The organism is Bacillus sp. BS3(2021) (assembly GCF_021043345.1).
In the GTDB taxonomy this organism is placed as follows: domain Bacteria; phylum Bacillota; class Bacilli; order Bacillales; family Bacillaceae; genus Bacillus; species Bacillus paralicheniformis.
Genome location: NZ_JAJNDM010000005.1, coordinates 62,288 through 85,668 on the forward strand (window position 1 = coordinate 62,288; position 23,381 = coordinate 85,668).

At 47.0% G+C, this 23,381-nt stretch carries 22 protein-coding genes and 1 other annotated feature; of the genes, 4 read left to right on the forward strand and 18 right to left on the reverse strand.

Features of this window, described 5'->3' with window-relative positions; translation table 11 throughout:
- Positions 1–6: 6 nt before the first annotated feature.
- Positions 7–1,632: a peptide ABC transporter substrate-binding protein gene (locus tag LQ247_RS12405; protein ID WP_020450931.1), complete on the reverse strand. Its 1,626-nt coding sequence runs from the start codon at positions 1,630–1,632 to the stop codon at positions 7–9.
- A 461-nt stretch (positions 1,633–2,093) separates the two neighbouring features.
- Positions 2,094–2,315: a binding site (T-box leader), on the forward strand.
- Between the two features lie 52 nt (positions 2,316–2,367).
- Between LQ247_RS12405 and trpS the strand changes: the two genes are divergently transcribed.
- Positions 2,368–3,360 carry a tryptophan--tRNA ligase gene (gene trpS / locus LQ247_RS12410; RefSeq protein ID WP_023856651.1) on the forward strand — a complete coding sequence of 331 codons (993 nt, stop codon included), beginning with the start codon at positions 2,368–2,370 and terminating at the stop codon, positions 3,358–3,360.
- Between the two features lie 244 nt (positions 3,361–3,604).
- Here trpS and LQ247_RS12415 read toward each other — a convergent pair whose 3' ends face one another.
- The 9 genes from LQ247_RS12415 to LQ247_RS12455 all read right to left on the reverse strand — a co-directional run bounded on the left by LQ247_RS12415 (position 3,605) and on the right by LQ247_RS12455 (position 13,454).
- Entirely contained in the window at positions 3,605–4,357 is a 753-nt protein-coding gene (locus LQ247_RS12415) for a YjbA family protein (protein WP_003180605.1), read from the reverse strand.
- Positions 4,358–4,486: 129 nt separating this feature from the next.
- Entirely contained in the window at positions 4,487–5,401 is a 915-nt protein-coding gene (gene opp4C / locus LQ247_RS12420) for an oligopeptide ABC transporter permease (protein ID WP_023856649.1), read from the reverse strand.
- A gap of 18 nt (positions 5,402–5,419) precedes the next feature.
- Entirely contained in the window at positions 5,420–6,370 is a 951-nt protein-coding gene (locus LQ247_RS12425) for an ABC transporter permease (RefSeq protein WP_023856648.1), read from the reverse strand.
- Between the two features lie 75 nt (positions 6,371–6,445).
- On the reverse strand, positions 6,446–8,077 hold the full coding sequence (locus tag LQ247_RS12430; RefSeq protein WP_023856647.1) for a peptide-binding protein: 1,632 nt from the start codon (positions 8,075–8,077) through the stop codon (positions 6,446–6,448).
- Positions 8,078–8,189: 112 nt separating this feature from the next.
- The gene (locus tag LQ247_RS12435) at positions 8,190–9,173 is read right to left on the reverse strand and encodes an ABC transporter ATP-binding protein (protein ID WP_231006174.1); all 984 of its coding nucleotides are present in this window, start codon (positions 9,171–9,173) and stop codon (positions 8,190–8,192) included.
- 42 nt (positions 9,174–9,215) lie between these two features.
- Positions 9,216–10,190 (reverse strand): ABC transporter ATP-binding protein, encoded by a 975-nt coding sequence (locus LQ247_RS12440; RefSeq protein WP_003180594.1) that lies wholly within the window; start codon positions 10,188–10,190, stop codon positions 9,216–9,218.
- Positions 10,191–10,381: 191 nt separating this feature from the next.
- Complete coding sequence (locus tag LQ247_RS12445; RefSeq protein ID WP_023856645.1) at positions 10,382–11,170, reverse strand: DUF2268 domain-containing protein; 789 nt, start codon at positions 11,168–11,170, stop codon at positions 10,382–10,384.
- 85 nt (positions 11,171–11,255) lie between these two features.
- On the reverse strand, positions 11,256–12,494 hold the full coding sequence (gene fabF, locus LQ247_RS12450) for a beta-ketoacyl-ACP synthase II (protein ID WP_003180590.1): 1,239 nt from the start codon (positions 12,492–12,494) through the stop codon (positions 11,256–11,258).
- A 21-nt stretch (positions 12,495–12,515) separates the two neighbouring features.
- Positions 12,516–13,454, reverse strand: a complete 939-nt coding sequence (locus tag LQ247_RS12455) for a beta-ketoacyl-ACP synthase III (RefSeq protein WP_003180588.1) — start codon at positions 13,452–13,454, stop codon at positions 12,516–12,518.
- 168 nt (positions 13,455–13,622) lie between these two features.
- Here LQ247_RS12455 and LQ247_RS12460 point away from each other — a divergent pair, with 168 nt between their 5' ends.
- Positions 13,623–13,865, forward strand: a complete 243-nt coding sequence (locus LQ247_RS12460) for a hypothetical protein (protein ID WP_003180586.1) — start codon at positions 13,623–13,625, stop codon at positions 13,863–13,865.
- A gap of 52 nt (positions 13,866–13,917) precedes the next feature.
- On the opposite strand, the gene LQ247_RS12465 is transcribed toward LQ247_RS12460, so the two are convergent.
- The 4 genes from LQ247_RS12465 to LQ247_RS12480 form a co-directional block, all read right to left on the reverse strand.
- Complete coding sequence (locus LQ247_RS12465) at positions 13,918–14,103, reverse strand: ComZ family protein (protein WP_011197761.1); 186 nt, start codon at positions 14,101–14,103, stop codon at positions 13,918–13,920.
- Positions 14,104–14,113: 10 nt separating this feature from the next.
- A complete protein-coding gene (locus LQ247_RS12470) occupies positions 14,114–15,067 on the reverse strand; it encodes a BMP family ABC transporter substrate-binding protein (protein WP_101560715.1) in 954 nt (317 codons plus the stop codon).
- An 85-nt stretch (positions 15,068–15,152) separates the two neighbouring features.
- A complete protein-coding gene (locus tag LQ247_RS12475; RefSeq protein ID WP_101560714.1) occupies positions 15,153–15,728 on the reverse strand; it encodes a hypothetical protein in 576 nt (191 codons plus the stop codon).
- An 86-nt stretch (positions 15,729–15,814) separates the two neighbouring features.
- On the reverse strand, positions 15,815–16,549 hold the full coding sequence (locus tag LQ247_RS12480) for a hypothetical protein (protein ID WP_039072677.1): 735 nt from the start codon (positions 16,547–16,549) through the stop codon (positions 15,815–15,817).
- A gap of 231 nt (positions 16,550–16,780) precedes the next feature.
- On the opposite strand from LQ247_RS12480, the gene LQ247_RS12485 reads away from it, so the two are divergent.
- Entirely contained in the window at positions 16,781–16,975 is a 195-nt protein-coding gene (locus tag LQ247_RS12485) for a YjzD family protein (RefSeq protein ID WP_009328851.1), read from the forward strand.
- A gap of 62 nt (positions 16,976–17,037) precedes the next feature.
- On the opposite strand, the gene LQ247_RS12490 is transcribed toward LQ247_RS12485, so the two are convergent.
- Positions 17,038–17,217 (reverse strand): YjzC family protein, encoded by a 180-nt coding sequence (locus tag LQ247_RS12490; RefSeq protein WP_003180573.1) that lies wholly within the window; start codon positions 17,215–17,217, stop codon positions 17,038–17,040.
- Between the two features lie 181 nt (positions 17,218–17,398).
- Between LQ247_RS12490 and LQ247_RS12495 the strand changes: the two genes are divergently transcribed.
- The gene (locus LQ247_RS12495) at positions 17,399–18,211 is read left to right on the forward strand and encodes an undecaprenyl-diphosphate phosphatase (RefSeq protein WP_020450925.1); all 813 of its coding nucleotides are present in this window, start codon (positions 17,399–17,401) and stop codon (positions 18,209–18,211) included.
- A 37-nt stretch (positions 18,212–18,248) separates the two neighbouring features.
- Here the strand turns inward: LQ247_RS12495 and argF are convergent, their stop codons facing one another.
- Genes argF through LQ247_RS12510 form a run of 3 tightly spaced genes read right to left on the reverse strand, consistent with a single transcriptional unit; the run spans position 18,249 to position 23,333 of the window.
- Positions 18,249–19,199: an ornithine carbamoyltransferase gene (gene argF / locus LQ247_RS12500; RefSeq protein ID WP_035338970.1), complete on the reverse strand. Its 951-nt coding sequence runs from the start codon at positions 19,197–19,199 to the stop codon at positions 18,249–18,251.
- A complete protein-coding gene (locus tag LQ247_RS12505) occupies positions 19,187–22,276 on the reverse strand; it encodes a carbamoyl phosphate synthase large subunit (protein WP_020450923.1) in 3,090 nt (1,029 codons plus the stop codon). Before LQ247_RS12505 ends, argF begins: the two co-directional genes overlap by 13 nt.
- Positions 22,269–23,333 (reverse strand): carbamoyl phosphate synthase small subunit, encoded by a 1,065-nt coding sequence (locus LQ247_RS12510; RefSeq protein WP_020450922.1) that lies wholly within the window; start codon positions 23,331–23,333, stop codon positions 22,269–22,271. The genes LQ247_RS12505 and LQ247_RS12510 overlap by 8 nt, the downstream gene beginning before the upstream one ends.
- Positions 23,334–23,381: the final 48 nt, after the last annotated feature.

Consider the following 23,381-nt stretch of genomic DNA (forward strand, 5'->3'; position numbering starts at 1 on the left):
GCAATTTTATTCAAAATGCGCGGTTTTGAAATAGATCTCACCAGTACCAGTTAGAACAAAGTCTTTTAAGCTTTCATCATGAAGATACGGCATTGTGTAGAAGTAGATCGGTGCAACCGGCAGCTCATCCATGATGATGCTTTCTGCTTCTTTCATCAGCTCGATGCGTTTCGCTGAATCAGTTTCTCTCGATGCTTTATTCAGCAGCTCTTTATACTTTGCGTTTTCCCAGTTCGTATCATTGTTTCCGCCTTCTTTGTCGCGGTATGTTTCAAGGAAGTTCATTCCGTCGTTAAAGTCGGCGGTCCAGCCTAAACGGCCGATTTGATAGTTTCCTGCATGGAGCTTATCGATGTATACGTTCCATTCTTCATTGCCTAATTCGACATCTAAGCCCAGTTCCTTGTTCCACATTTCCTGAACGGCTTGAGCGATTTTTTGGTGTGCTTCATCCGTGTTGAAGGAAAGCGTGATTTTCGGAAGGTCTGACGCTTTTTTCAAACCGAGCTCTTTCAAGCCTTTTTCCAAGTATTCTTTCGCCTTATCAACATCATGGTCTTTGAAATAGCCTTTATTTGACTCAAAGCCGTGGACTGCCGGCGGCACTAATCCCATCGCAGGCAGCTGTTCCGCTTGCGTGATGTTTTTGACGATCGCTTCGCGGTTGATCGCGTATGTCAGCGCCTTACGGATGTTGACATTGTTCAGCGGAGCCGCTTCAGTGTTGAATTTGTACAGGTAAACCGATGCGAACGGATCAATGTTCAGGCCTTCTTTTTTCAGGCTTGGAATCGCATCCGTTGAAATCTGGTCAAGCGGCTGTCCTACAAAGTCTAGCTCGCCTTTTTTGTACATGTTCAGACCAGTGTTCGGATCGTTGACCATCGCCATATTGATTTTCTTCAGCTTAACAGCGTCTTTATCCCAGTACTGGTCGTTTTTCTCCAGTACGATGTTTCCGCTGTGCTTCCATTTCGCCATTTTGAAAGGTCCGTTAGATACGTAGTTCTCATCTGCGTTTGTGTACCATTTCGCATTCTTCTCTGCTACCTTTTTATTGACTGGCATATATGTGTAGAATGCTGTCAGTTCAGTAAAATACGGTGTCGGTTTTTCAAGCTCGACTTTTAAAGTCTTATCATTAACAGCTTTAACGCCGACATCTTCAATTTTCCCTTTGCCGGTGTTCGCTGCTTCTCCGCCTTTTAAGTAGTAAAGCTGATACGCATATTGCGATTCGTTTTTAGGGTCGAGCGCCCATTTCCATGCGTATTCAAAATCCTCTGCTGTTACAGGATCTCCATTTGACCATTTCGCGTCGCGGAGCGTGAATGTGTATGTTTTCTGGTCGTCGCTGACTTCGATTTTTTCGGCTGCCGCTTCAACCGGCTTTCCATCTTTACCGATTGTCGTCAATCCTTCAAAAGTCTGACGAAGCACGTTTGCAGACACCGAATCGTTTGCGAGTCCCGGATGTAGTGAAAACGGTTCTGTTTTAATGTTGACATTTAATGTGTCTTTCCCTTTGCTGTCTTTTTTACCGCCGTCACCGGAGCTTGAGCCGAAGCCGCAGGCGCTGAGGACGAGTGTGAAAATGAGCATTAAACTGATAAATGACAAACGCTTCTTCAAAGAGAAACCCCCCCAATTTCTTGTTTTTTTAGTTCCTTACTCCTGAACATTCAGATTTATCATAAAAAAGTAATAGGCCCACTTGCCATACTTTTTCCTCTGTTTCGTCTTTTCTGAATATTTGTTATGTAAGAAACCTGTAACACCGAGGTGAACAAATTCATTATAATTAATAGAATAATTTATTGCAATATTAATTTTCAATTATTTTTTTATTCAAACTATTTATGATTGTCAGGTTTTCTGCCAAATGTACAAATACACTTCTCTGTTTTAAAGCGTAACCACATTAAAAGGAAAGTTTATGTTTTACAGGTTAAAACGTTTTACACGTATAACATTAACCATTCTTTATATCGAACCAGATGCCGCCGCGCCAACTTTATTCAGCCCGGTATTCGTTTTCTTTTCCCCAAGGCTGTCGACTTTCATTTAAAATTTATATATAATAAAATTATGAATAACATGCGATGAAGAAGAAGAGTACACATTTCTTCCCATTTAAAGAGAGTCCGCGGTGCTGGGAGCGGATAATGGCGAATGTGGAATGGGCTTCGGAGCAGCTGACCGAACACGGATAAGTAGGCTCAGCCGGAGAAGACTCCGTTACAAACGTCTAGAGCGATTTCATTTTGACCATAATGAAATAATCAGGGTGGCACCACGGTTCATTCGTCCCTTTTCTTTTAAGGGAAGAATGGGCCTTTTTATTTTGAAATGGAAAGAGGGATTCACATGAAAAAAACGATTTTTTCCGGTATCCAGCCGAGCGGCTCTGTCACCCTCGGCAACTATATCGGAGCGATGAAGCAGTTTGTCGACTTGCAGGATGACTACAACTGTTACTTCTGCATCGTCGATCAGCACGCGATCACAGTCCCGCAGGACCGGCTCGCGCTGAGAAAGAACATCCGGAACCTTGCCGCGCTGTATTTGGCGATCGGCCTCGATCCGAAAAAAGCGACGCTGTTTATCCAATCGGAAGTGCCTGCACACGCCCAGGCGGGATGGATGCTCCAGTGTGTCGCCTACATCGGCGAGCTTGAGCGCATGACGCAGTACAAAGATAAATCAGCCGGAAAAGAAGCCGTCGTCTCCGGGCTTTTGACATATCCTCCATTAATGGCGGCGGACATTCTGCTTTATGGAACAGACGTCGTCCCTGTCGGAGAAGATCAGAAGCAGCATCTTGAATTAACCCGGAACTTGGCGGAGCGTTTCAATAAGAAATACAATGACATTTTTACGGTTCCGGAGGTTAAAATACCGAAGGTCGGCGCCCGCATTATGTCGCTTGCCGACCCGCTCAAAAAGATGAGCAAATCCGATCCGAACCAAAAAGCGTTCATCACCCTGCTCGACGAACCAAAACAGCTTGAGAAAAAAATCAAAAGCGCTGTCACGGATTCCGACGGAATCGTCAAATATGATAAAGAAAACAAACCCGGTGTATCCAACCTTCTGACGATCTATTCAATTCTCGGACAAGTCTCAATCGAAGAGCTTGAAGCGAAATACGAAGGCAAAGGCTACGGCGAATTTAAATCAGACCTTGCCGAAGTCGTTATCGGCGCGCTGAAACCGATTCAAGACCGTTACCACGAATTGATCGAATCTGAAGAGCTGGACCGGATTTTAGACGAAGGCGCCGAACGCGCAAATCAAACAGCAAACAAGATGCTGAAAAAAATGGAAAACGCGATGGGACTCGGCCGAAAAAGACGCTGATCCAAAAACACCTTCCGATTGTACGATAATCGGAAGGTGTTTTTCATAGAGAACAGCCGCAGCTCCGCATTCACTTGCCTCCGGATCACGATATTTCTATAATAAATGATTCAAAACACATGTCTCCAGTCCTTCATTGACCGCTTTGTCAGAAAGACAGCTCATATTTTTTATTTTTCAATATAGAATTTTCGCTTTTACAAATAAAAAGACCGCCGCACTTCCGGCAGTCTTGATTCTTAATTTAGTTGACTTTAGACTCATTCTCAATTTCCCAAAGCTTTTCAAAAAACGGCTGTCCTTTAATCAAATTTTCACAAAAGTCCCTGTGTTTGTCTGACCATCCGTCGATCGTCTCATTGAAAAGCATGTCCCAGATTTCTTCAAATGTCATGCGCTTGATCTGTTCATACATATACGGATTCCATTCGGTGTACCAATAAGCGATCTCGGCCCGATTTTGGAGCCCTTTGAGCTGATCGAGCGCCATGAACAGCAGCTGTTTGAGCTGGCGTTCTTTTCTCGTTAATCCTCTGACATGCTCCGGTGATAAAGATAAAATGTGGTATTCTTTGGAAGATTGCAGCTTCTCTGGTGCAAACTCGTAAGTTTCCGCTTCAACGTCCTTCACCATTTCATAAACGAGCTGCTCCTGTCTCGGAATGAGGCGGCTTTTTCTTACCGGTATTGTGTAACCGGCCGTATCGACCGCGAGAATACCAATGCCATCCGTTACGACAAAACAATGATCAAGCTGTGTCCGCTCATGATTTTTACGAATATACGCTTTTTGATGAACCTCGTTCAATAATTCGGCCGGAAGCTCTGACAAATCATTTTCTATGTAGTGAAACAAAACGGACGACACCCTTAACAAAGGCACCTGGTCAAGCAATTCAACACTGTCTTCCTTCCGCCATTCATGAAAGTGGCAGACGTTGTAGCCATTTTCTTCTCCCTCAAACCAATTCACCCACACATCATGAAGAAACAACATTTCTAACCCCTCACTTTTAATAAAAACTGTTGTCCACAGTATAGGCAAGGGGGCAGGAATTTATTCCAAGCGGATGAGATTATGGCAATCGCTATCAAAAAAAGCCAAGGGCTTACATCCCTCAGCTTTTTATTTAATATTCTTCGGATCAAGCGCATCGCGGAGTCCGTCGCCTAAGAAGTTAAAGCACAGCACAGTGAGCAGGATCATCAGGCCCGGGAACAGCGGATACCACCACGCCTGGATCATGATCGTAAAGTTCTGTGCATCCTGAAGCATGTTTCCCCAGCTTGCCATCGGCGGCTGAACCCCGAATCCAAGATAGCTTAATGCCGATTCCGCAAGGATCACGGTACCGACTGAAAGCGTCGCGGCAACGATAATCGGCCCCATCGCATTCGGAAGAATATGGGAAAAGATGATTTTGTAATTTCTTGTGCCGATCGTTTTCGCCGCCAAGACGAACTCCCTCGACCTCAAGGACAAAAACTCGCTCCGGACAAGGCGCGCCGTCGTCGTCCATCTCGTCAAGGCGAATATTAAAATCAGTTTATCTATGCCCGGCTGGAAGATGGTGACCAGCGTGATTAACAGAAAGATGTCGGGTATGGATAAGATAATATCAACAATTCTCATTAAAATGGCATCAATGATTCCGCCGAAATAGCCGGCGATCGCTCCGACAACGGTTCCGATGGTGATCGAACCGAGGACAGACGCGAAACCGACGAGCAGCGAGATTTGTGCGCCGTACAACAGGCGGCTGAAAATATCCCGGCCGAATTTATCCGTTCCCATCAAATGCTCCGCGCTCGGCGCTTTTAATTTGTTCATCAGATTTTGCTGTTCCGGCGGGTATGGAGCAATCAGCGGTGCAAACAAGGCCGACAGTACAATGATAAGCAAGAGAATTCCGCCGATGACAGCGAGCTTGTTTTTGAAAAACTTCTCGAAAAAGATTTTTGTCATCGTTTCCGGTTTTTGCGAAACGTTTTCTTGAAGCCCGATCTCCGCTGAAGGCACTTGTGGATTTGGCTGTGTCATGATTTACTCCCCTCTTTCTTAATACTCAATCCGCGGATCGATGATCGCATACAGAATGTCCGCTATTAGATTGCCGATGACAACCAGTACAGCGGATATGACGGTCATCGCCATAATCACGGGATAGTCTCTTTGAAACGCGGAATCAATAAACAGCTTCCCGAGTCCAGGCCAGCTGAAGATCTGTTCGGTCACCACCGCACCGCCGATAAAGGAAGGAATCATCAGTCCGAAAATCGTCACAACCGGGAGCAGCCCGTTCCGCAGTCCATGCTTGTACACGACCCGATTTTCTTTAAAACCTTTCGCTCTTGCCGTCCGGATAAAATCCTGGCGCAGCACATCCAGCATGCTTGACCTTGTATATCTCGTAAGCCCGGCCATATCTGCGGTGGCGAGTACGAAAGCAGGCAAAATTAAATGATGAATCCGATCCCACAAGCTAAAACCCGAATTCAGCGTCATAACGCCCCCGGTCGGAAACCAGCCTAAATTCACGGATAACACCATAATTAAAATTAAACCGAACCAAAAGTTTGGAACAGCAAGTCCGATAAAAGACGTAAACGTAATACCGTAATCAAGCTTTGAATAGGGCCGCCTCGCCGAGAGCACGCCGAGCGGGATCGAAATCAGAAGCGCCAGAATCGTTGATACAAGCATTAATAAAAGCGTATTCGGAAGCCTGGCAAGAATCAAATCGATAACAGGCGTTCCTTTCCTGACGATCGAAGTGCCAAAGTCCCCTTGCATCATATTGCCGAGCCATTTCAAATATTGAATATGTTCGGGCTCATTCAGTCCGTATTTTTCGATGAACTTCTCGCGGTCAGCCTGTTTAATGGACGGATCGACCATCAGTGACACCGGATCACCGGGAGCCGCTTTCATGATCGCGAAAGAAAGAATGGTAATCCCAAACAGGATCGGAATAGACATCAGCGTTCTCCGAATAATGTATGTAACCATCTTCTATTCCCCTTTTATCATGGATTTTAAAAACCAGGGAGAGGAACATCCCCTCTCCCTTTAGAGAATATTAGATTATTTTTTCAGCCACCATTTGTTCACTTCATAGAAATCGTTTTTCGGATGAAATTCGAAGCCTTTCAGGTTTTTAGGGATCGCCCGGTGGTAGTTATAATAGAACAGGAATGTATACGGCTGATCTTCGGCAATCATTTTGTAAATTTTCTCGTAAGCTTTCGAATATTCTTTCCGATCCTTCAGTTTTTTCGCGTCGACGAGAAGCTTATCGACTTCTTCGTTTTTGTACCATATGTTATTTAAGCCCGCTTTCGACTGGCTGGAGTGGAAGATATCATATTGATCAGGGAAGGTCGCCAAGCTCCAACCGAGCAGGAGTGCGTCATAATTCCAGTTTGGCGCGCTCGTTTGTTCAATTAAAGCACTGAACTCGACGATTTGCGGCTTCGCTTCGATTCCGACTTCTTTCAGCTGCTGCTGGATGACAACCGCGGCATCTTCGCGTACTTTATTTCCCTGGTTCGTTTTAATGGTAAAGGAGAACTTTTTACCGTCTTTGTCTAAAATGCCGTCACCGTCTGTATCTTCCCAACCCGCTTCTTTGAGCATTTTCTTCGCTTTTGCCGGATCGTATTCAAAGACCGGGATATCAATGTCTTTCGGATAGTTCCATGATAAAGGGCTTTCCGGAATATTCGCGACTTCCCCATCGCCGTCCAGCACATTTTGAACGATCGATTCGCGGTCAATCGCATGGGTTAAGGCCTGGCGGACTTTTTTATCTTTAAACAGCTCATTTTTTTCGTTCCAGCCGAGGTATGAATAGTTCAGGCCTAGATCAGACTCAAGCTTGACATGATCGAATTTTTCGACCGTCTTCACATCCGTGCCCGGGACGACGAAATAATTAATGTCTCCCGCCTGAAGCTGGGCGATCGCTGCATTGGCATCCGGAATCACTTTGTATGTCAGCGTGTCAAGGTATGGCCCTTCACCGTAGTAATCCTCAAATGCTTCCACTTTAACGTATTGCCCCTGTTTCCACTCTACGAATTTAAACGGTCCCGTTCCGATCGGTTTTTTCCTGTTAAATTCGTGTTCGCCAAGGTCTTTAATCGGCACGTCCCCTAAAATATGCTCAGGGAGGATTCCGTAGCTTAAAGAGACAGGCAAAAATGAAGGGTCCGGATGCTTGAGCTTGAATTCAACCTCGTAGTCTCCTTTTTTCGTCACTTTATCAATCATTCCAAAATTGGAGCCGCGCTCACCGGCATAGTCTTTGCTTAATGGGATGTTATACGTAAACACGACGTCATCGGCCGTAAACTCCTCGCCGTCATGCCATTTTACGCCTTTTTTCAAAGTCACGTTATACGTTATGCCGTCTTCCGACTGATCTATTTTTTCAGCAAGCTTCATCGTCGGATTCAAATCGGTGTCAGAGCCGACAAGTCCGTCAAAAATAAACCCTTCAATATCAGAGCTTGACACATCGGTTGAATATAAAGCGTTGAACATCGTAGGCTCCCCTGTAGAACCGATGACCAAGTCACCGCCCTTTTGCGGCTTCCCGTCAGATTTGCCTTCTTTTTCGTCCCCTCCGACTTCGCCGCTGTTGCAGGCCGTTAGAAAAATCGATAAGATCAGCAGCAAGCTTAAAATTGAAAATCCTGTTTTGCGTTTATTCATTTTATGAATTCCCCCTTATTAAACTGTTGTCCTTCTTTCCACCCGATTGACCCCCGTTTTTTAAAGAAGACATTCCCCCTCTCAAGGATTTAATATGTGACGGCCTTCCCCTTTATTCGTAAAGGTGGCATGCCACGAAATGGTTTGTTTTCGCTTCCTTGAAAGCGGGTTCGGCTTCCGCGCAAATCGCTTTTGCGGCCGGACACCTCGTATGAAAGACACAGCCTTTCGGAGGGTTGGCGGGACTCGGCAGCTCGCCTTTTAAAACGATTCGCTCCCGCTTTGTTCCGCCTTTCTTCCTAGTGACGGGAACGGCGGACAGAAGCGCCTGCGTGTATGGATGAAGCGGGTTGTCGTACAGCTCATGCTTGTCTGTCAGCTCCATCATTTTGCCGAGATACATGACGCCGACCCTGTCGCTGATATGGCGGACGACGCTCAAGTCATGGGAAATGAACAAATATGTCAGATTGAATTCTTCCTGAAGCTCTTCCATCAGGTTGATCACTTGAGCCTGGATTGACACGTCCAATGCGGATACCGGTTCATCGGCGATAATAAGCTCCGGATTTAAAGCCAGCGCCCGCGCGATTCCGATCCGCTGGCGCTGCCCTCCGGAAAATTCGTGGGGATAGCGGTTCGCAAACGACGGGTGCAGCCCGACCTTAGCCAAAAGCTCTTCGGCTTTTTCGTTGCGCTCTTTGAAATTGTACATATGACGCGTGTTGAAGGGTTCTTTGATGATGGAACGCAGCGTTTTTCTCGGGTTCAGTGAGGCAAACGGATCTTGGAAAACCATCTGGATGTTTTTGCGGACGCTCTTTCTCAACGCTTCTTCCGACAAACTTGAAATGTCGCGACCTTTGTAAAAGATCTGTCCTGCCGTCGGTTTATAAAGGCGGATCATCGTCCGTCCGGCGGTCGACTTTCCGCAGCCCGATTCACCGACAATGCCGAGTGTTTCGCCACGTTTAAGCGAAAAGCTAATGCCGTCCACCGCTTTGACGTCGCCGATTTTTTTCTGAAATATCCCTGAGCGGATCGGAAAGTACTTTTTGACATCTTTCAGCTCCAGAAGGGATTCTTGCGGGTTCATTTCCTGTCCGGGCTGTAATCGTTCAGCTGATGAAGTCATCCCTTATTCTCCCTCCTCATATAAAAAACATCTGACAGACCGGCCGTCCGGACGCGTCTTCAAGTCCGGCTGCGCGCCCCAGCATTTGTCGCCCGCACTCGGACACCTCGGAGCAAACCGGCAGCCGGCCGGAAGGTTGTCAGGCGTCGGCACATTTCCTTTAATGGCTGTTAATTTTTCAATGGAGCCTTCAATAACAGGGATGGAGTTTAACAGTCCTTTTGTGTAGGGATGCAGGGGTTCATCGAATAGTTCGTCTACTGTGGCATTTTCAACAACTTGTCCGCAATACATGACGATCACGCGGTCCGCAATTTCGGACACAACGCCGAGATCGTGGGTAATGAGAAGGATGGAGGTATCGAATTTGTCGCATAGGTCTTTCATCAGTTCCAGCACTTGCGCTTGAATAGTGACGTCAAGCGCTGTAGTCGGTTCATCCGCGATGAGCAGCTTCGGATTGCAGCTTAAGGCAATGGCGATCATCACCCTCTGCCTCATGCCGCCCGACAGGCGGTGCGGATATTCTTTCATCAGCTCGCCTGCCCTCGAAAATCCGACAAGCTTTAATAATTCTACCGCTTTTTTGGCGGCTTCTTTTTTCGATAGCTTTTTGTGATAGATCAGCACCTCTGTGATTTGTTCGCCGATCGTCAAAACCGGATTGAGCGAGGTCATCGGCTCCTGAAAAATCATCGAGATTTCATTTCCGCGGATCTTGCATAAATCTTGTTCTTTGTATGTAACGAGATCCCGTCCTTCGAGCTTGATGGAACCGTTCATGATCTTTCCGCCCGAGCCCTCGACGAGTCCCATGATAGACAGAGACGTGATGCTTTTACCGGATCCCGATTCACCGACCAGCGCCACGGTTTCTCCTTTTTTGATTGAAAAATCGACGCCGTCCACTGCGGGTATCGGCTGTTTTTTTCTGAAAAAATAAGTTTTTAAATCATTGACTTCCAGCAATGCGCTCATCCAGATTCCCCTTCCATAGACCAGAAGTTAAATATTACGAAAAACTAATATATTACTTTTTTAGAATTTTCTTAATATGACTGAATTATCTTAAAATTTTATAGTTGTATATTATTACATAATCATTACAAAAGCAAGGAGTTTTTTGATTTTTTGTAATAATATTAATTTAATCCCATAATTTTAGTATTTTAAAGCGATAGCTTTATAAAGTCTTCTGACGGGAAGGATAAAACGTCGGCAACCTTCAAATTTCGAGCCGATAAATATTTTTTTACAATACTGTAACCGACAGCATATCCGACCATGTCGGGGTAAGGACCTTTTCCAAATAAAATATTGGAGAATAGTCGGTTATCATGTCGGCGCAGCTCGAAATGAGGCTTTACGAACCGGTCCTGGAAATGACAAAGCTGTTTTTCGGAGTAATATGACGTCCATGCAGCTGTTTCGGCTTCCCCCAACCGTTCGAAAACGGCATATTCTGCGATGCCTTCGAGAATGATTGTATCAAGCAGCGTCATCTTTTTTTCTTCTTTCGGCATATTTTCTAACCGGCAAACGTGATTATATTCGTGCGTCATGATCGCAGAAATCGATGACCGGGGAAGATCGGCCGATAAAAACAAAAATAATTTGTCGCTGAACGCAAGGCCTGATTTCGAGCCGAATTCGACGCGGATTTTGCGGTTTCTTTCATCGACCGGCAGGATGAAAATCGGAACATCCGGCCCATTCCATCTTTTGCAGAGCAGCTGTTCTTCCCGTCTGACATGCTGAAATACGCTGTTTTTCTTAAGCTGCTTCATCGTACGCTCGCCGTCCGTCCACGAACGGAACATGCCGTGGGTCTGCAGGTGGCTGACAATCGCCGCCGCATCCGCTTTTGAAGCGCCTTTAAAATACGGCAGGAGAAAGCTTGACAATTCCCGCACGGATGAAGCCTGTTCAAGCCATTCATACGTGCTTGCTATACTCATTTAGATCACACTCCTTTTTCATCTGTATGGTATGCACGCTAAAAAAAACGGCCACCATCTAAAATGGCAGCCGTTTATATTGCGGTTATTCATATTTTTTGAAAATCAGCGTTGCGTTGTGTCCGCCGAAACCGAGCGAGTTGCTGAGCACAACATTTACGTCCTGGCGGCGGGCTTGATCCGGTACATAGTCCAGATCGCAATCTTCATCAGGCGTTTCGATATTGATTGTCGGAGGAATGATGCCTTCCTTAATGGCAAGGACGGAGAAAATCGCTTCGATGCCTCCGGCAGCCCCGAGCAAGTGCCCTGTCATTGATTTTGTCGAGCTGACGGCAAGCTTGTAGGCATGCTCTCCGAACACTTCTTTAATGGCGATCGTTTCAAATTTATCATTGTACGGCGTGCTTGTTCCGTGCGCATTGATATAATCAATGCTATCAGGAGACAGACCCGCATCTTTGATCGCTTCTTTCATGGCTCTGACGCCGCCTTCCCCATTTGGCGCAGGAGCCGTGATATGATAGGCGTCTCCCGTTGATCCGTAGCCGACCACTTCCGCGTAGATTGTCGCTCCGCGGTTTAACGCGTGCTCAAGCTCCTCAAGAACGACGATTCCCGCTCCTTCTCCCATGACGAAGCCGTCGCGGTTTTTGTCAAACGGGCGGCTTGCCGTTTTCGGATCCGGATTAGTGGAGAGCGCTTTATTGGCGGAAAAGCCGGCAAACGACATTCTTGTAAGCGGGGCTTCCGTTCCGCCGGAGATCATGACATCTGCATCGCCGCGCTGAATGACTTTAAAGGCGTCGCCGATTGAGTTCGTACCCGTCGCGCAAGCCGTCACCGTACAAGAGTTGACCCCTTTTGCACCGAGAGAAATCGAAATCTGGCCGGTCGCCATGTCAGGAATCATCATCGGTACAAAGAACGGGCTGACGCGCCGCGGTCCTTTTGTTAAAAATGTTTCGAACTGCTGTTCAAGCGTTTCAAGGCCGCCGATCCCAGAACCGACCCAGACGCCGACCCGGTCTGCGTTGCTCTCGTTAATGTCGAGCCCCGCGTCTTCCACGGCCATTTTCGCCGACACAACGGCATATTGTGTGAAGCGGTCCATTTTTCTCGCGTCTTTTTTATCCATGTAATCTTCTATCTTAAAATCTTTCAGTTCCGCGGCTACTTTAGCTGGATACTCGTCCGCGTTCACCCTTGTAATCGGGCCGATTCCGGAAACCCCGTTAACCGCGTTGTTCCAGCTCGTTTTGACGTCATTACCAAGAGGTGATAAAGCTCCTAATCCGGTAATGACTACTCTTTTACTATTCATAAGTTGCACCTCACCTTTCTTTTATCGGCCCCAGCGCATGGCGATGGCTCCCCATGTCAAACCTCCGCCGAAGCCGACCATCACAATGACGTCACCGTCTTTTATTTTACCAGCTTCAAGCTCTTCCACAAGAGAGATCGGAATAGAAGCAGCTGATGTGTTTCCGTATTTATGAACCGTTTTAGACATTTTTTCGACTGGAAGCTCCAAACGTTCGCGCGCCGCTTCCATGATCCGGATGTTGGCTTGATGCGGCACCAAAAAGTCGACATCCTCTTTGGATAATCCGGCTTTTTCAATGACATTCACACTGGATTCACCCATTTGGCGGACGGCAAACTTGAACACTTCTCTGCCATTCATGATTGTATGATCTTTTTCATCCAAGTACAAGTGCTTTCCGCCTCTGCCGTCTGCACCGAGCTCAAAAGACAAAATCCCTTTATCGTCGCTGACAGGCCCGACAACTGCGGCGCCCGCTCCGTCTCCGAACAGAACAGCGGTATTGCGGTCATCCCAGTCCGTAATGCCTGAAAGCTTTTCAACTCCGATGACAAGCACATGCTTATACGTCCCGGCTTCGATAAACTGTTTTCCAGTGACTAAACCGTACATAAAACCGGCGCACGCTGCGCTGATATCCATTGCACAGGCATTGAATGCACCGAGCTTTTCTTGAATCATGCAGGACACTGTCGGGAATGCCTGGTCAGGAGTAACGGTGGCGACGAGAATCATATCAAGATCTTCCGCCTCGATGTTTGCGTCTTCCATCGCTCTTCTAGCGGCGGCCACAGCCATGTCGGATGTTTTCTCATCTTCAGCTGCGATTCTTCTTTCTTCTATGCCTGTTCTTGTACGAATCCACTCGTCAGAAGTTTCAACCATTTTTTCCAAGTCGAAATTGGTCAGCACCTTTTCAGGGATGTACCGGCCGATTCCAATAATTCCAGCTTTCATAGGAAAGACTCCTTTATTCATGATTTTTTCCAACTAATGTTATGAGTTATTATTAGTATCTGGTACTAATCCTACCCTATTTTTTTTTAGTTGGCAATATATTCGTCTAAGCTAGCAGATCAAAACATTCATATAGTAGTGATATATATGAAAAAGGAGGGATGAAGAGTGGCGAACGACGATTTTTTCACAAAAATGATGTTTGGCGCAAACGCACCCGGCAGGCATGAAGAGACGGAGACGGATGCGGAAGCGGAAACCGCCGAAGACGCTGAAGTATCCCAGGAAGCCGATTATATGCACGTTTTGAATCAGGTTGGAGAAATTATGGATTCGCTCGATGAGCTGAAGCCTGTGTTTAAAGAAATCGGCTCAATGGTCAGCGCTTTGAAAAATAAGATTTCCATATAAAAAAGCCACTTCTTCTGAAAAGTGGCTTTTTAAGCGTTTGCGGGCGTTTAAGTCAGGCGTCTGAACCGGCTTCCGCTTTACCGAGCTCGTAAGCCTCGGCCATCACTTTCGTAAACAAGTTCATGAATGGCTCAAGCATTTCCGGGGAAAGTTCGATTCCCGCTTTTTCCATCTCTGCTTTCGCTTCCGGAACGTATTTCATGGCAATTTGCAAAAATTCCATTGATTTTTCGTGCATCTTGATCACCTCAATGTTCGTTTGGCAGTTTGTTTGTTTTTTTGTATTCGTCAATCAGCCGATTCATCTTTTCTTGAAATGACTGATCGACAACAGGGCTGAATTCTCCCATTTCGATGACGCCGTCTTGAATGTCAAATGAGCGCTTGCCGCCTTTAAGCGTTCCTTTATTAAACTCGTCGGCGGTGAGTTCATAAGCGTCATCTACATGCTGTATAGTGCTTGTCAAAACGACATTCTCACCCAATTCCGACTGGTCGCTTACATAGCCGATAGCGTACAGCCCGTCCTTTTTGATTTGTTCAATGACAGGGACATTATACCCGTCTCCGGCCGGATACACAACATCCGCGCCTGCCTTCTTCATTTTTTCATACAGTTTGACGGCATTTTCGCTGTCGTCCCACTGGCCGACATATTCTGTCATCACCTCAATGTCCGGATCGAGGTATTTAGCCCCTTCGGAAAATCCTTCTACTTCAGGCTGCCATTTATACGTTGCGAGCACGCCGATTTTCTTTGTTTTTGACTGATGGGCCGCCGTCATTCCGCCGAAGAACCCCATCGCTTCTCCTTCAAGCGATATGCTTGTCACATTTGAGTAATCGGCTTTCGAGTTCATTAAAACAAAATGAATATCAGGATAATCTTTGCATATCTCATTAAAGGCTTTTTCATATTCGCTTCCGTGCCCGTAAATGAGGTTGACGCCTTTTTTGTGAAAATCTTCTACAGCCATTTTAATGGCAGCGTCATTATCGATTCCCTCTTTATAATAGACGTCGACATTGTAGACGGATTGTATTCTTAATAATCCTTTATATCCTTTGGTTCCCCATACTTGGTCATTTATCGTATCAGGGACAAGCAAACCGACTTTTTCAATTTTCCCTTTCAGCGGCGATTGTCCGCAGCCGCTTAGCGCCAGGAGAATGAAAAAAATCGCGACAAGCCTGTACACCATGCCATGTTCAACTCCCTTTCGAAAAAACAGCAATTCAAATCTATCTTTATTGTATCCTTTCAAGTGTAAATTAGGAAGATCTTTCTTATTTTTTGTCGAAAATTGTAGACATTTGTCTGCTCCATTCTTCAATGATCTCATCGGCTTTATCGTATGGCGTCTTCTGTACAAACTGCAAATCTGAAAAATCTTTTTCAACAGCACAGGCAGCGGCTTGTGCGGCCGCGTCGTTCACAAAAAGCGCTCCGTCCCTGTTTTGTTTATCCTCTGCCCTGACGTCCCACGGACCGAACAGATCCGGAAGCACGATCAGTTCAACACCCTTTTCCTCCATGCCGGCGCGTAAATCCTCTTCGAATTGTTCCTGGTAGACAAACAGAATAACAGGCTTGTTTTCAACGCCTGCAGCCAGCGCTTCTTCCGGCACTGAGCCTGTGTATTGGATGAAGACTTGTTCGTACGGGGCTTCAAGCTCTTTTTCGATGAGACGGAAATGCTCGTTTCTTCCCAGCCACATCAGCCGCTCTTCGAGATACATCAGCTTTTTTTCGTCGCTTGTCTGTTCCAGCTTTACATCTATGTCAACACCCTCTTCAAGTAGATGTTCACAAAATGAAAGGCCGAAGAACTCATCTGCTCCATATACAAGTGCCGGCTTCATTCGATGGACCACCTTTCGTTTCAGCTTTTTTAACCAAGCAAAAAACAGCCCTTTTCATCATTTTCGGGCTGCTATTATTCTATTCTCTATAAGACTTTTTCATGCGTTTTGAAAAAGTTCGCGATTGCTGAATGAATGCGCTGAGGATGTTCGGACAGGTGCAAGGTAAGCCCCACGCTGTGACGGCCTTTAAGCTGGCGCTCCTCAAACGTTTTGGCATGGATCATATACGGATACGGTGAGCCGTTCAGTCTTTGCCAAATATGAACGGGTACGAGATTGTGGTAAGGGGATATGCTTTTGAACGGATAATCGGCTGCCTCCCGCTCCGTAATTCCGTAGCTTTCGGCAATTTCTTTAATAAACTGTTTGTAGAAAAACTTGTTTTCTTTTTCTCGTTTATGATGAGCCTGAAGATCGAGGCAAGGATTAACCATCGCTGCAGAACGTATTTGGTTCGGGATCGAGCGAAGGAGCTCATCTGCAATGAGGGCCCCTGTGCCTTCCGCCAATAGATGAATTTTTTCATTTAAAATCTCTTGTTTGAACACGTAATGAATCAGCTGTTTGGCGTATGCAACCGCTTTTTCGGAGCCCCAGTGCCTGCCGAACAAATTGCTGTTTACCAGGGTATAGCCTTTGTTTCTCAGGCTCGTTAGAAGCTGATTTCTTCCGTAATGCTGAAGCCAGAAGCTCGAATCTTCCCCGACAAAATGGTTCCGGTCGCCGAAAATGAACACCAGAAAACCGTTCGGCCTGTACGGAAGATGAACCACGTTCCATTCTGAATCCATTTGAAAAAAACGTTCGGTTATTTTCATCACTTGCCTGCCTCCTTCCTGCCGTAATCTGCTCATTATTTTATGTCGTACGTGCAGCAAACGAATAAGGAAAAGTCCCAGTCTTCATGATGAAAAGTAAACTTTAATGAAATACCCTTTCTGATATTTCTGAAAACAGAGTTGAAAGCCCTGTCTTGTTCACTAAAATGTCTTTTCCAGCTGGCTATGTATATGGTATGATAAGTTTTAGAATTGAATGAGAAGGACGAGGTGGGAAACGTGCGATTTGTGGTCGCTTTTTTCTGGACATTTCTTTTGACGCAGATGGCCTGCTATATTGTCGGCGCCATGAACGGTGCTGGGTATGACCTTCAAACCAGTGTCATTATGGGCTTTATCATCACCGCAGCCGTTATTGTTCTTGGAGAAATTATGCCTGTTAAACAGGATGCAAGTCAACATTAAAACCCCGGCTTTTGAAAGCGGGGTTTTTTGCTTTAGACAGACAGCCGTCCGACGGCTGTTTTTTAAGGCTTTCTTTTATATGTCCAGAGCCGGTTATGGTTGGAGGTTTCAGGGAAGAACTCGCCGGCGCTCAATTTGATTTGTTGAGGGTTCTGAACCATGCTTCCCGTTTCGCCGATCTCCACATACACTCCATTATTGGGCGCTTTTTGGCCCGGCCGGAATTGACGCTGCTGTCCCATTTGCTTCACTCCCTTTTATTATTAGATTGCCCCACTCTCCCAAAAAACATGTCGATTTTATCTTTACATCTGTTTGCTTTGTATAGTTTAATGAGAAAAGTGTTCCGAAAATTAAAACGAACCGCCCGTTCATTCCGTCTTTTAAAAGGGCGTCACAACTTGTGGGAAACGGAGGAGTATCATGGATTTTTTAATGTTGATCAAGTATATCCTTTTAGGGTTGCTTCAGGGACTCACAGAGCCGATTCCTGTTTCTTCAAGCGGCCACTTGGTGCTGGCACAGCACTTTTTAGGCTTGAACATTGAAGGCTTCAGTTTTGAGCTTTTGATGAATGCCGGTTCTTTAATTGCCGTATTGCTCGTTTATAAAAACGATATTTTCAGGCTGGCGGTAAACGGACTGTCTTATGTCACATCAAAAAATGAAAAAGGAAAAGCGGACTTCAGGTTTATCATCTATCTGATCATCGCCACGATTCCTGCCGGTGTCATCGGTGTTTTATTTGATGATGAGATTTCGGCTTTCTTTAAAGACGGCGTCCGGATCACCGCGGTTACTTTGCTGATCACGGGTCTGGCATTGTTTCTCATTCGCAATTTGCGCGGCCGCAAAAACGACGGCGAAATCAGACTGAGAGACGCCGTGATCATCGGCTTGTCGCAAATGGTTGCACTTGTTCCCGGCATCAGCCGTTCGGGAGCGACGATCGTCCCTGCGATGGCGCTCGGCCTCAAATCTGAAACCGCGCTCAGGTTTTCATTTTTACTGTACATACCGGTCAGTCTTGGCGGGACCATTTTAAGCATTACCGATATTTTTCATGATCCGCGTTTAGGGGAGCTTTTCCTTCCTTATTTGTTTGCGTTCATCGCATCGATTATCGCTACATACTTTTCATTGCGCTGGTTCATGAATATTATGGCGAAAGGAAACTTGGTTTATTTCTCGATTTACTGCTTTGTCATCGGCATCGCCGTTTTGATATTCGCCTAAAAAAACAGCTGATCAATTGTGATCAGCTGTTTTTTATTTAAGATAACAGTGCTTTTAATAAAGCTTTTTGGACGTGCAGGCGGTTTTCAGCCTGCTGGAATACCGCTGAATTCGGGCCGTCGATGATCTCTGCGGTGACCTCTTCTTCCCTGTGGGCAGGAAGGCAGTGCAGAAAGACGTAATCCGGTTTGGCATGGGAGACAAGCGCTCTGTTGACCTGATAAGGAGCAAAGATATTCATCCGTTCTTCGGCTTCTTTCTCCTGGCCCATGCTTGTAAACACATCAGAATAGATGACATCCGCTTGTTGAACGGCTGACACGGGGTCATTTGAGATTGTGACGGCCGCTCCGGACTCTTCGGCGAATCCCTCGGCCAGTCTTACCACTTCCTGATTCGGCTCATACCCTTCAGGCGAAGCGACCGTGATGTCGCATCCCACTTTCGCACAGCCGATTAACAGCGAATGCGCGACATTGTTTCCGTCTCCAACATAAACGGCTTTCAGCCCTTTTAATGTTCCTTTCGTCTCTTGAATCGTCAAGAGGTCACTAAGCGCCTGACACGGATGGAAAAGATCGGTCAATCCGTTGATCACGGGAATCTCGGCGTGCTTGGCAAGCTCTTCGACTTTTTCGTGTTCGAATGTGCGGATCATAATCGCGTCGACATAACCCGAAAGCACTTTCGCGGTATCTGCGATCGTTTCCCCTCTGCCCAGCTGCATGTCTTTACTGCTTAAAAACAGGGCGTTTCCGCCGAGCTGCGCCATTCCGGCTTCAAACGATACGCGCGTTCTCGTCGACGACTTTTCAAAGATCATCGCCAATGTTTTTCCTTTAAAGATGTCTTGAATTTTATTTTGCTTCATCGCTGCTGCCTCTTTCAGCAAATAAACGATCTCTTCTTTTGAAAAGTCTTTCAGGCTTAAAAAATCCTTACCCGTCAGATTGATTTCCCGGGTCGCCCCGATGTTTACAGTAGACATGTCTCCACTTCCTTTTTATATAAATCTTTAAGCGACACGGCTTTAGTCGTTCCATGCCCGCTCGTCAAAAATGCCCGCACCGTCTCTTCCTCTGTCATCACCGCCACACCGTGGGTGACGGCTTCCATTCGCTGCTTGCTCGCCTCTTTTGATTCGGCTAAATGGATGTGCAGCGCTTTGTCTTTCCGTTTGATCCAGCCTGGAAAATCGTCCGACTGTACGGTGAAACCCGCCTGTTCTGCGAGAGAACGAAGCTCGCCGGCCCCTTCCATGTAAATGCAGCCTTTCGTTTGCCAGATTCCCGCAAAGATTTTCTTCAGGGCGCTTTCCGGATTGAAGCCGACATACATGCCTTCTCCGGTCGATTTCATTTCCGGTCCAAGCTTCAAATCGACATCCTGAATAGCGTGCGATGAAAAGACCGGAAACTTCACGGCAACGCCGCGTGAGTTTTTGGCGGCGGGCTTCAACTCTTTGAGTGACGAACCGGCCAACAGCTGCGCCGCAAGCGGGATCATCGGAACCCCCATCACCTTGCTGACAACCGGAACCGTCCGGCTCGCCCTCGGATTGACTTCAAGGATGAGCAGTTCATCCGCGTCCGCTATAAATTGAATGTTCATAATACCTTTAAATCCGAGCTTGCGGACGATTTTTGCGGCAGCATCCCGCGCGGCGCTTTTCATCTCCGGAGTGACCGAAGGCCCCGGCAAAATCGCGTAGCTGTCACCTGAATGCACGCCCGCTTTTTCAATATGCTCGATATAAGTCGGGATGTAGAGATCGTCGCCATCGCTGACAAGGTCGATTTCAAACTCTTTTCCCGATACGTATTGATCGATCAGAATCGGGTAAGGCATTTGCGACGCTCCGCCCAGCAGCTCTCTGAGCTCTGCTTCGGAGTGAACGATCATCATGCCCATGCCGCCGATCACATATGACGGCCTGATCAGCACAGGATAGCCGATTTCGTTTGCTTTCTGCACCGCTTCCGCTTTTGATGAAGCCGTTTCTCCTTTAGCATGAGAAATGCCGAGCTCGTCAAGAAGCTGATAAAATTGATCACGGTCTTCAAGTATGTCAAGGGTTTCCGATGATGTCCCAAGCAGGGTGATGCCCGCTTTTTCAATCGCTTCAGCCACATTGATGGCGGATTGGCCGCCGAATTGAACAATCGCAAAATCGATATCTTCCGCTTCAGCGACATTGAGAATATGCTCGGGTGTAATCGGTTCAAAGTACAGGCGGTCTGCCATTTCATAATCCGTGCTGACGGTTTCCGGGTTGTTGTTCAGCATGATCGTTTCAAACCCGAGGTTTTTCAGCGTCATGACGCCGTGCACGGCGCTGTAGTCAAACTCGACTCCCTGGCCGATCCGTATCGGGCCGGAACCGATGATCAGGGCGCGCTTTTTCGTTTTTTGAGAGATGTCTCCGTCGCTTTTCCCAAAATACGTCGAGTAAAAATAGTTTGTCTTCGCATCAAATTCAGCTGCGCATGTATCGACGATTTTAAAGGATGCGGCTATGCCCATTTTCTTGCGGAGCGCGCGCACTTCTTCTTCCGTCTTTCCGGTGAGGGAAGCGATCGTAAAGTCGGTAAATCCCTTTTCTTTTACCTTTTTCAAAAGGCTGACGGACAGCGCGTCTCCCTGTTCCATCAACATGTTTTCCAGCTGAATGATGTTAGAAAACACATGAAGGAAATAGTTATCGATTTTCGTTTTCTCGTGTATCTCGCTGATGGAAGCCCCCCTGCTCAGCAGCTCCATGACCGCAAAGAAACGGCGGTCATCAGGAGTCTCAAGCAGCTTCCACAACACTTCTGAAGATGCGCCGCCAAGTTCGGGCAAATGGGTTCCTGACGTTTTCAGCTCAAGGGATGCGACCGCTTTTTGCAGGGCCGCTTCAAGATTGCGGTCAATCGCCATGACTTCTCCCGTCGCTTTCATTTTCGTGCCGAGCTTACGGTCGGCTTGTTTGAATTTGTCGAACGGCCAGCGCGGAAATTTGACGACGACATAGTCAAGAGCAGGCTCGAAGCTGGCGTATGTCGAATCTGTGAGCGGATTTTTCAGCTCGGCAAGCGTGTAGCCGACAGCCAGTTTAGCCGCCATTTTTGCGATCGGATAGCCGGTCGCTTTTGAGGCGAGCGCCGATGAACGGCTTACTCTCGGATTCACCTCGATGACATAATAATTTTTGCTTTCCGGGTCCAGGGCGAATTGAATGTTGCAGCCGCCGACGACATCGAGCGCGGAAATGATCTTTAAGCTGGCAGAACGAAGCATTTGATAATCCGCATCCGTTAATGTCTGCGACGGGGCGACAACGATCGAATCCCCCGTATGGACGCCGACCGGATCGATGTTTTCCATATTGCAGACGGTAATGCATGTATTGTTTCTGTCACGCATGACTTCGTATTCGATTTCTTTAAAACCGGCAATGCTTTTTTCGACAAGACATTGGTGAATCGGGCTTGCGAGGAGGGCGCTTTCGATTAAAGGCAGGAACTCCTCTTTCGTCGCCGCGATGCCGCCTCCTTTTCCGCCCAATGTATAGGCCGGCCGCACGATAATCGGAAAACCGATTGAGAGCGCAAAACGAAGCGCATCATCTTGATTGTCAACAATTTCTGAATCCGGCACAGGTTCGTTCAGCTCCTTCATCAAGGCGCGGAACTTTTCCCTGTCTTCGCCCTTTTCGATCGTATCAACAGATGTTCCAAGCAGCTTTACCCCGTATGTTTTAAGAATGCCGGCCTTTTCGAGCTCGACGGCCAAATTCAGCGCTGTCTGTCCGCCCAGATTGGCGAGCAGTCCGTCCGGTTTTTCGCGCTTGATGATTTGTGTGAGGCTTTCCACTGTCAAGGGCTCAAAATAGATTTCATCTGCAAAAGATTCATCGGTCATGATGGTCGCCGGGTTGCTGTTGACAAGAATCACCCGGTAGCCTTCGCTTTTCAGCGCCATGCAGCCCTGGGTTCCGGAGTAGTCGAATTCAGCGGCCTGCCCGATGATAATCGGCCCCGACCCGATAACGAGAATGCTTTTGATGGTTTGATCTTTAGGCATGGGCGATCTCTCTCCTTGCTTCGTTCAATTTCTGCAAATATTCGCCGAATATCCACTCGCTTTCAGCCGGTCCCGGATGGGCTTCCGGATGAAACTGAACGGATATGACAGGCAGTGTTTTATGCATCAGCCCTTCTACTGAACCGTCGTTGACATGATAAAATCTGACGGAAAATTCATTTTCGCTGATGGTGTCCCGATCGACGACATAGCTGTGGTTTTGGCTTGTCATGAACACGCGTCCGGTCTCTTTGTCCATGACCGGATGATTGGCTCCCCTGTGGCCGAACGGAAGCTTATACGTGTCGCTTCCGAATGCGAGCGCGATCAGCTGGTGCCCGAGACAGATGCCGAGAGTCGGATAGGAAGAGATGATATCCCGGAGTGCATCCATATATGGAAGGATCGCTTTCGGATCGCCCGGCCCGTTTGAAAGGACGATCCCGTCCGGATTCAGCTTTGAAATGCCGTCCATCTCTTGATAGGGAACGACCGTTACTTTGCAGCCCCGGTTTGCAAGCGATGAAGCGATCGACTTTTTATAGCCGAAATCGATCACCGCAATATGCGTATTGCCTTCCCTAAAGGCGCCGTTTTCGTTTTGTCCGGCAACCTGTGCCGCATAGTTTTCCAGCTGGCGCGGAGCCGGAATGCCGTCCTTTTGTTTCGTCAGTCTGGCATTCAGCGTCCCCTTTGCCCTGATATGCTGAACAACCGCTCTTGTGTCCACGTGCGATAAAAGCGGAACATCCCACTTCGCCAAGTATTCCCGAAGGCTTTCTGTCGCCTGATGATGGGAAAACCTGTCGCACGCTTCATAGACGACAACCCCTTTCACCTGAGGCCGTTTGCTTTCATCATCGCTTTCGTTTATTCCGTAGTTGCCAATCAGCGGGTACGTAAAGACAATAATCTGGCCTTTATAAGAAGGGTCTGTCAAAACCTCCTGATAGCCGGTCATGCCCGTAAAAAAGACGACTTCACCGGTGCAGCCGTCAAGACCGTCCAGTTCACCGCTGAAGGATGTACCATCTTCAAGAACTAAATATCCTTCCATCTTATGCCCACCTTTGATGAATAAATAATGATATTCATGAATTTTTAT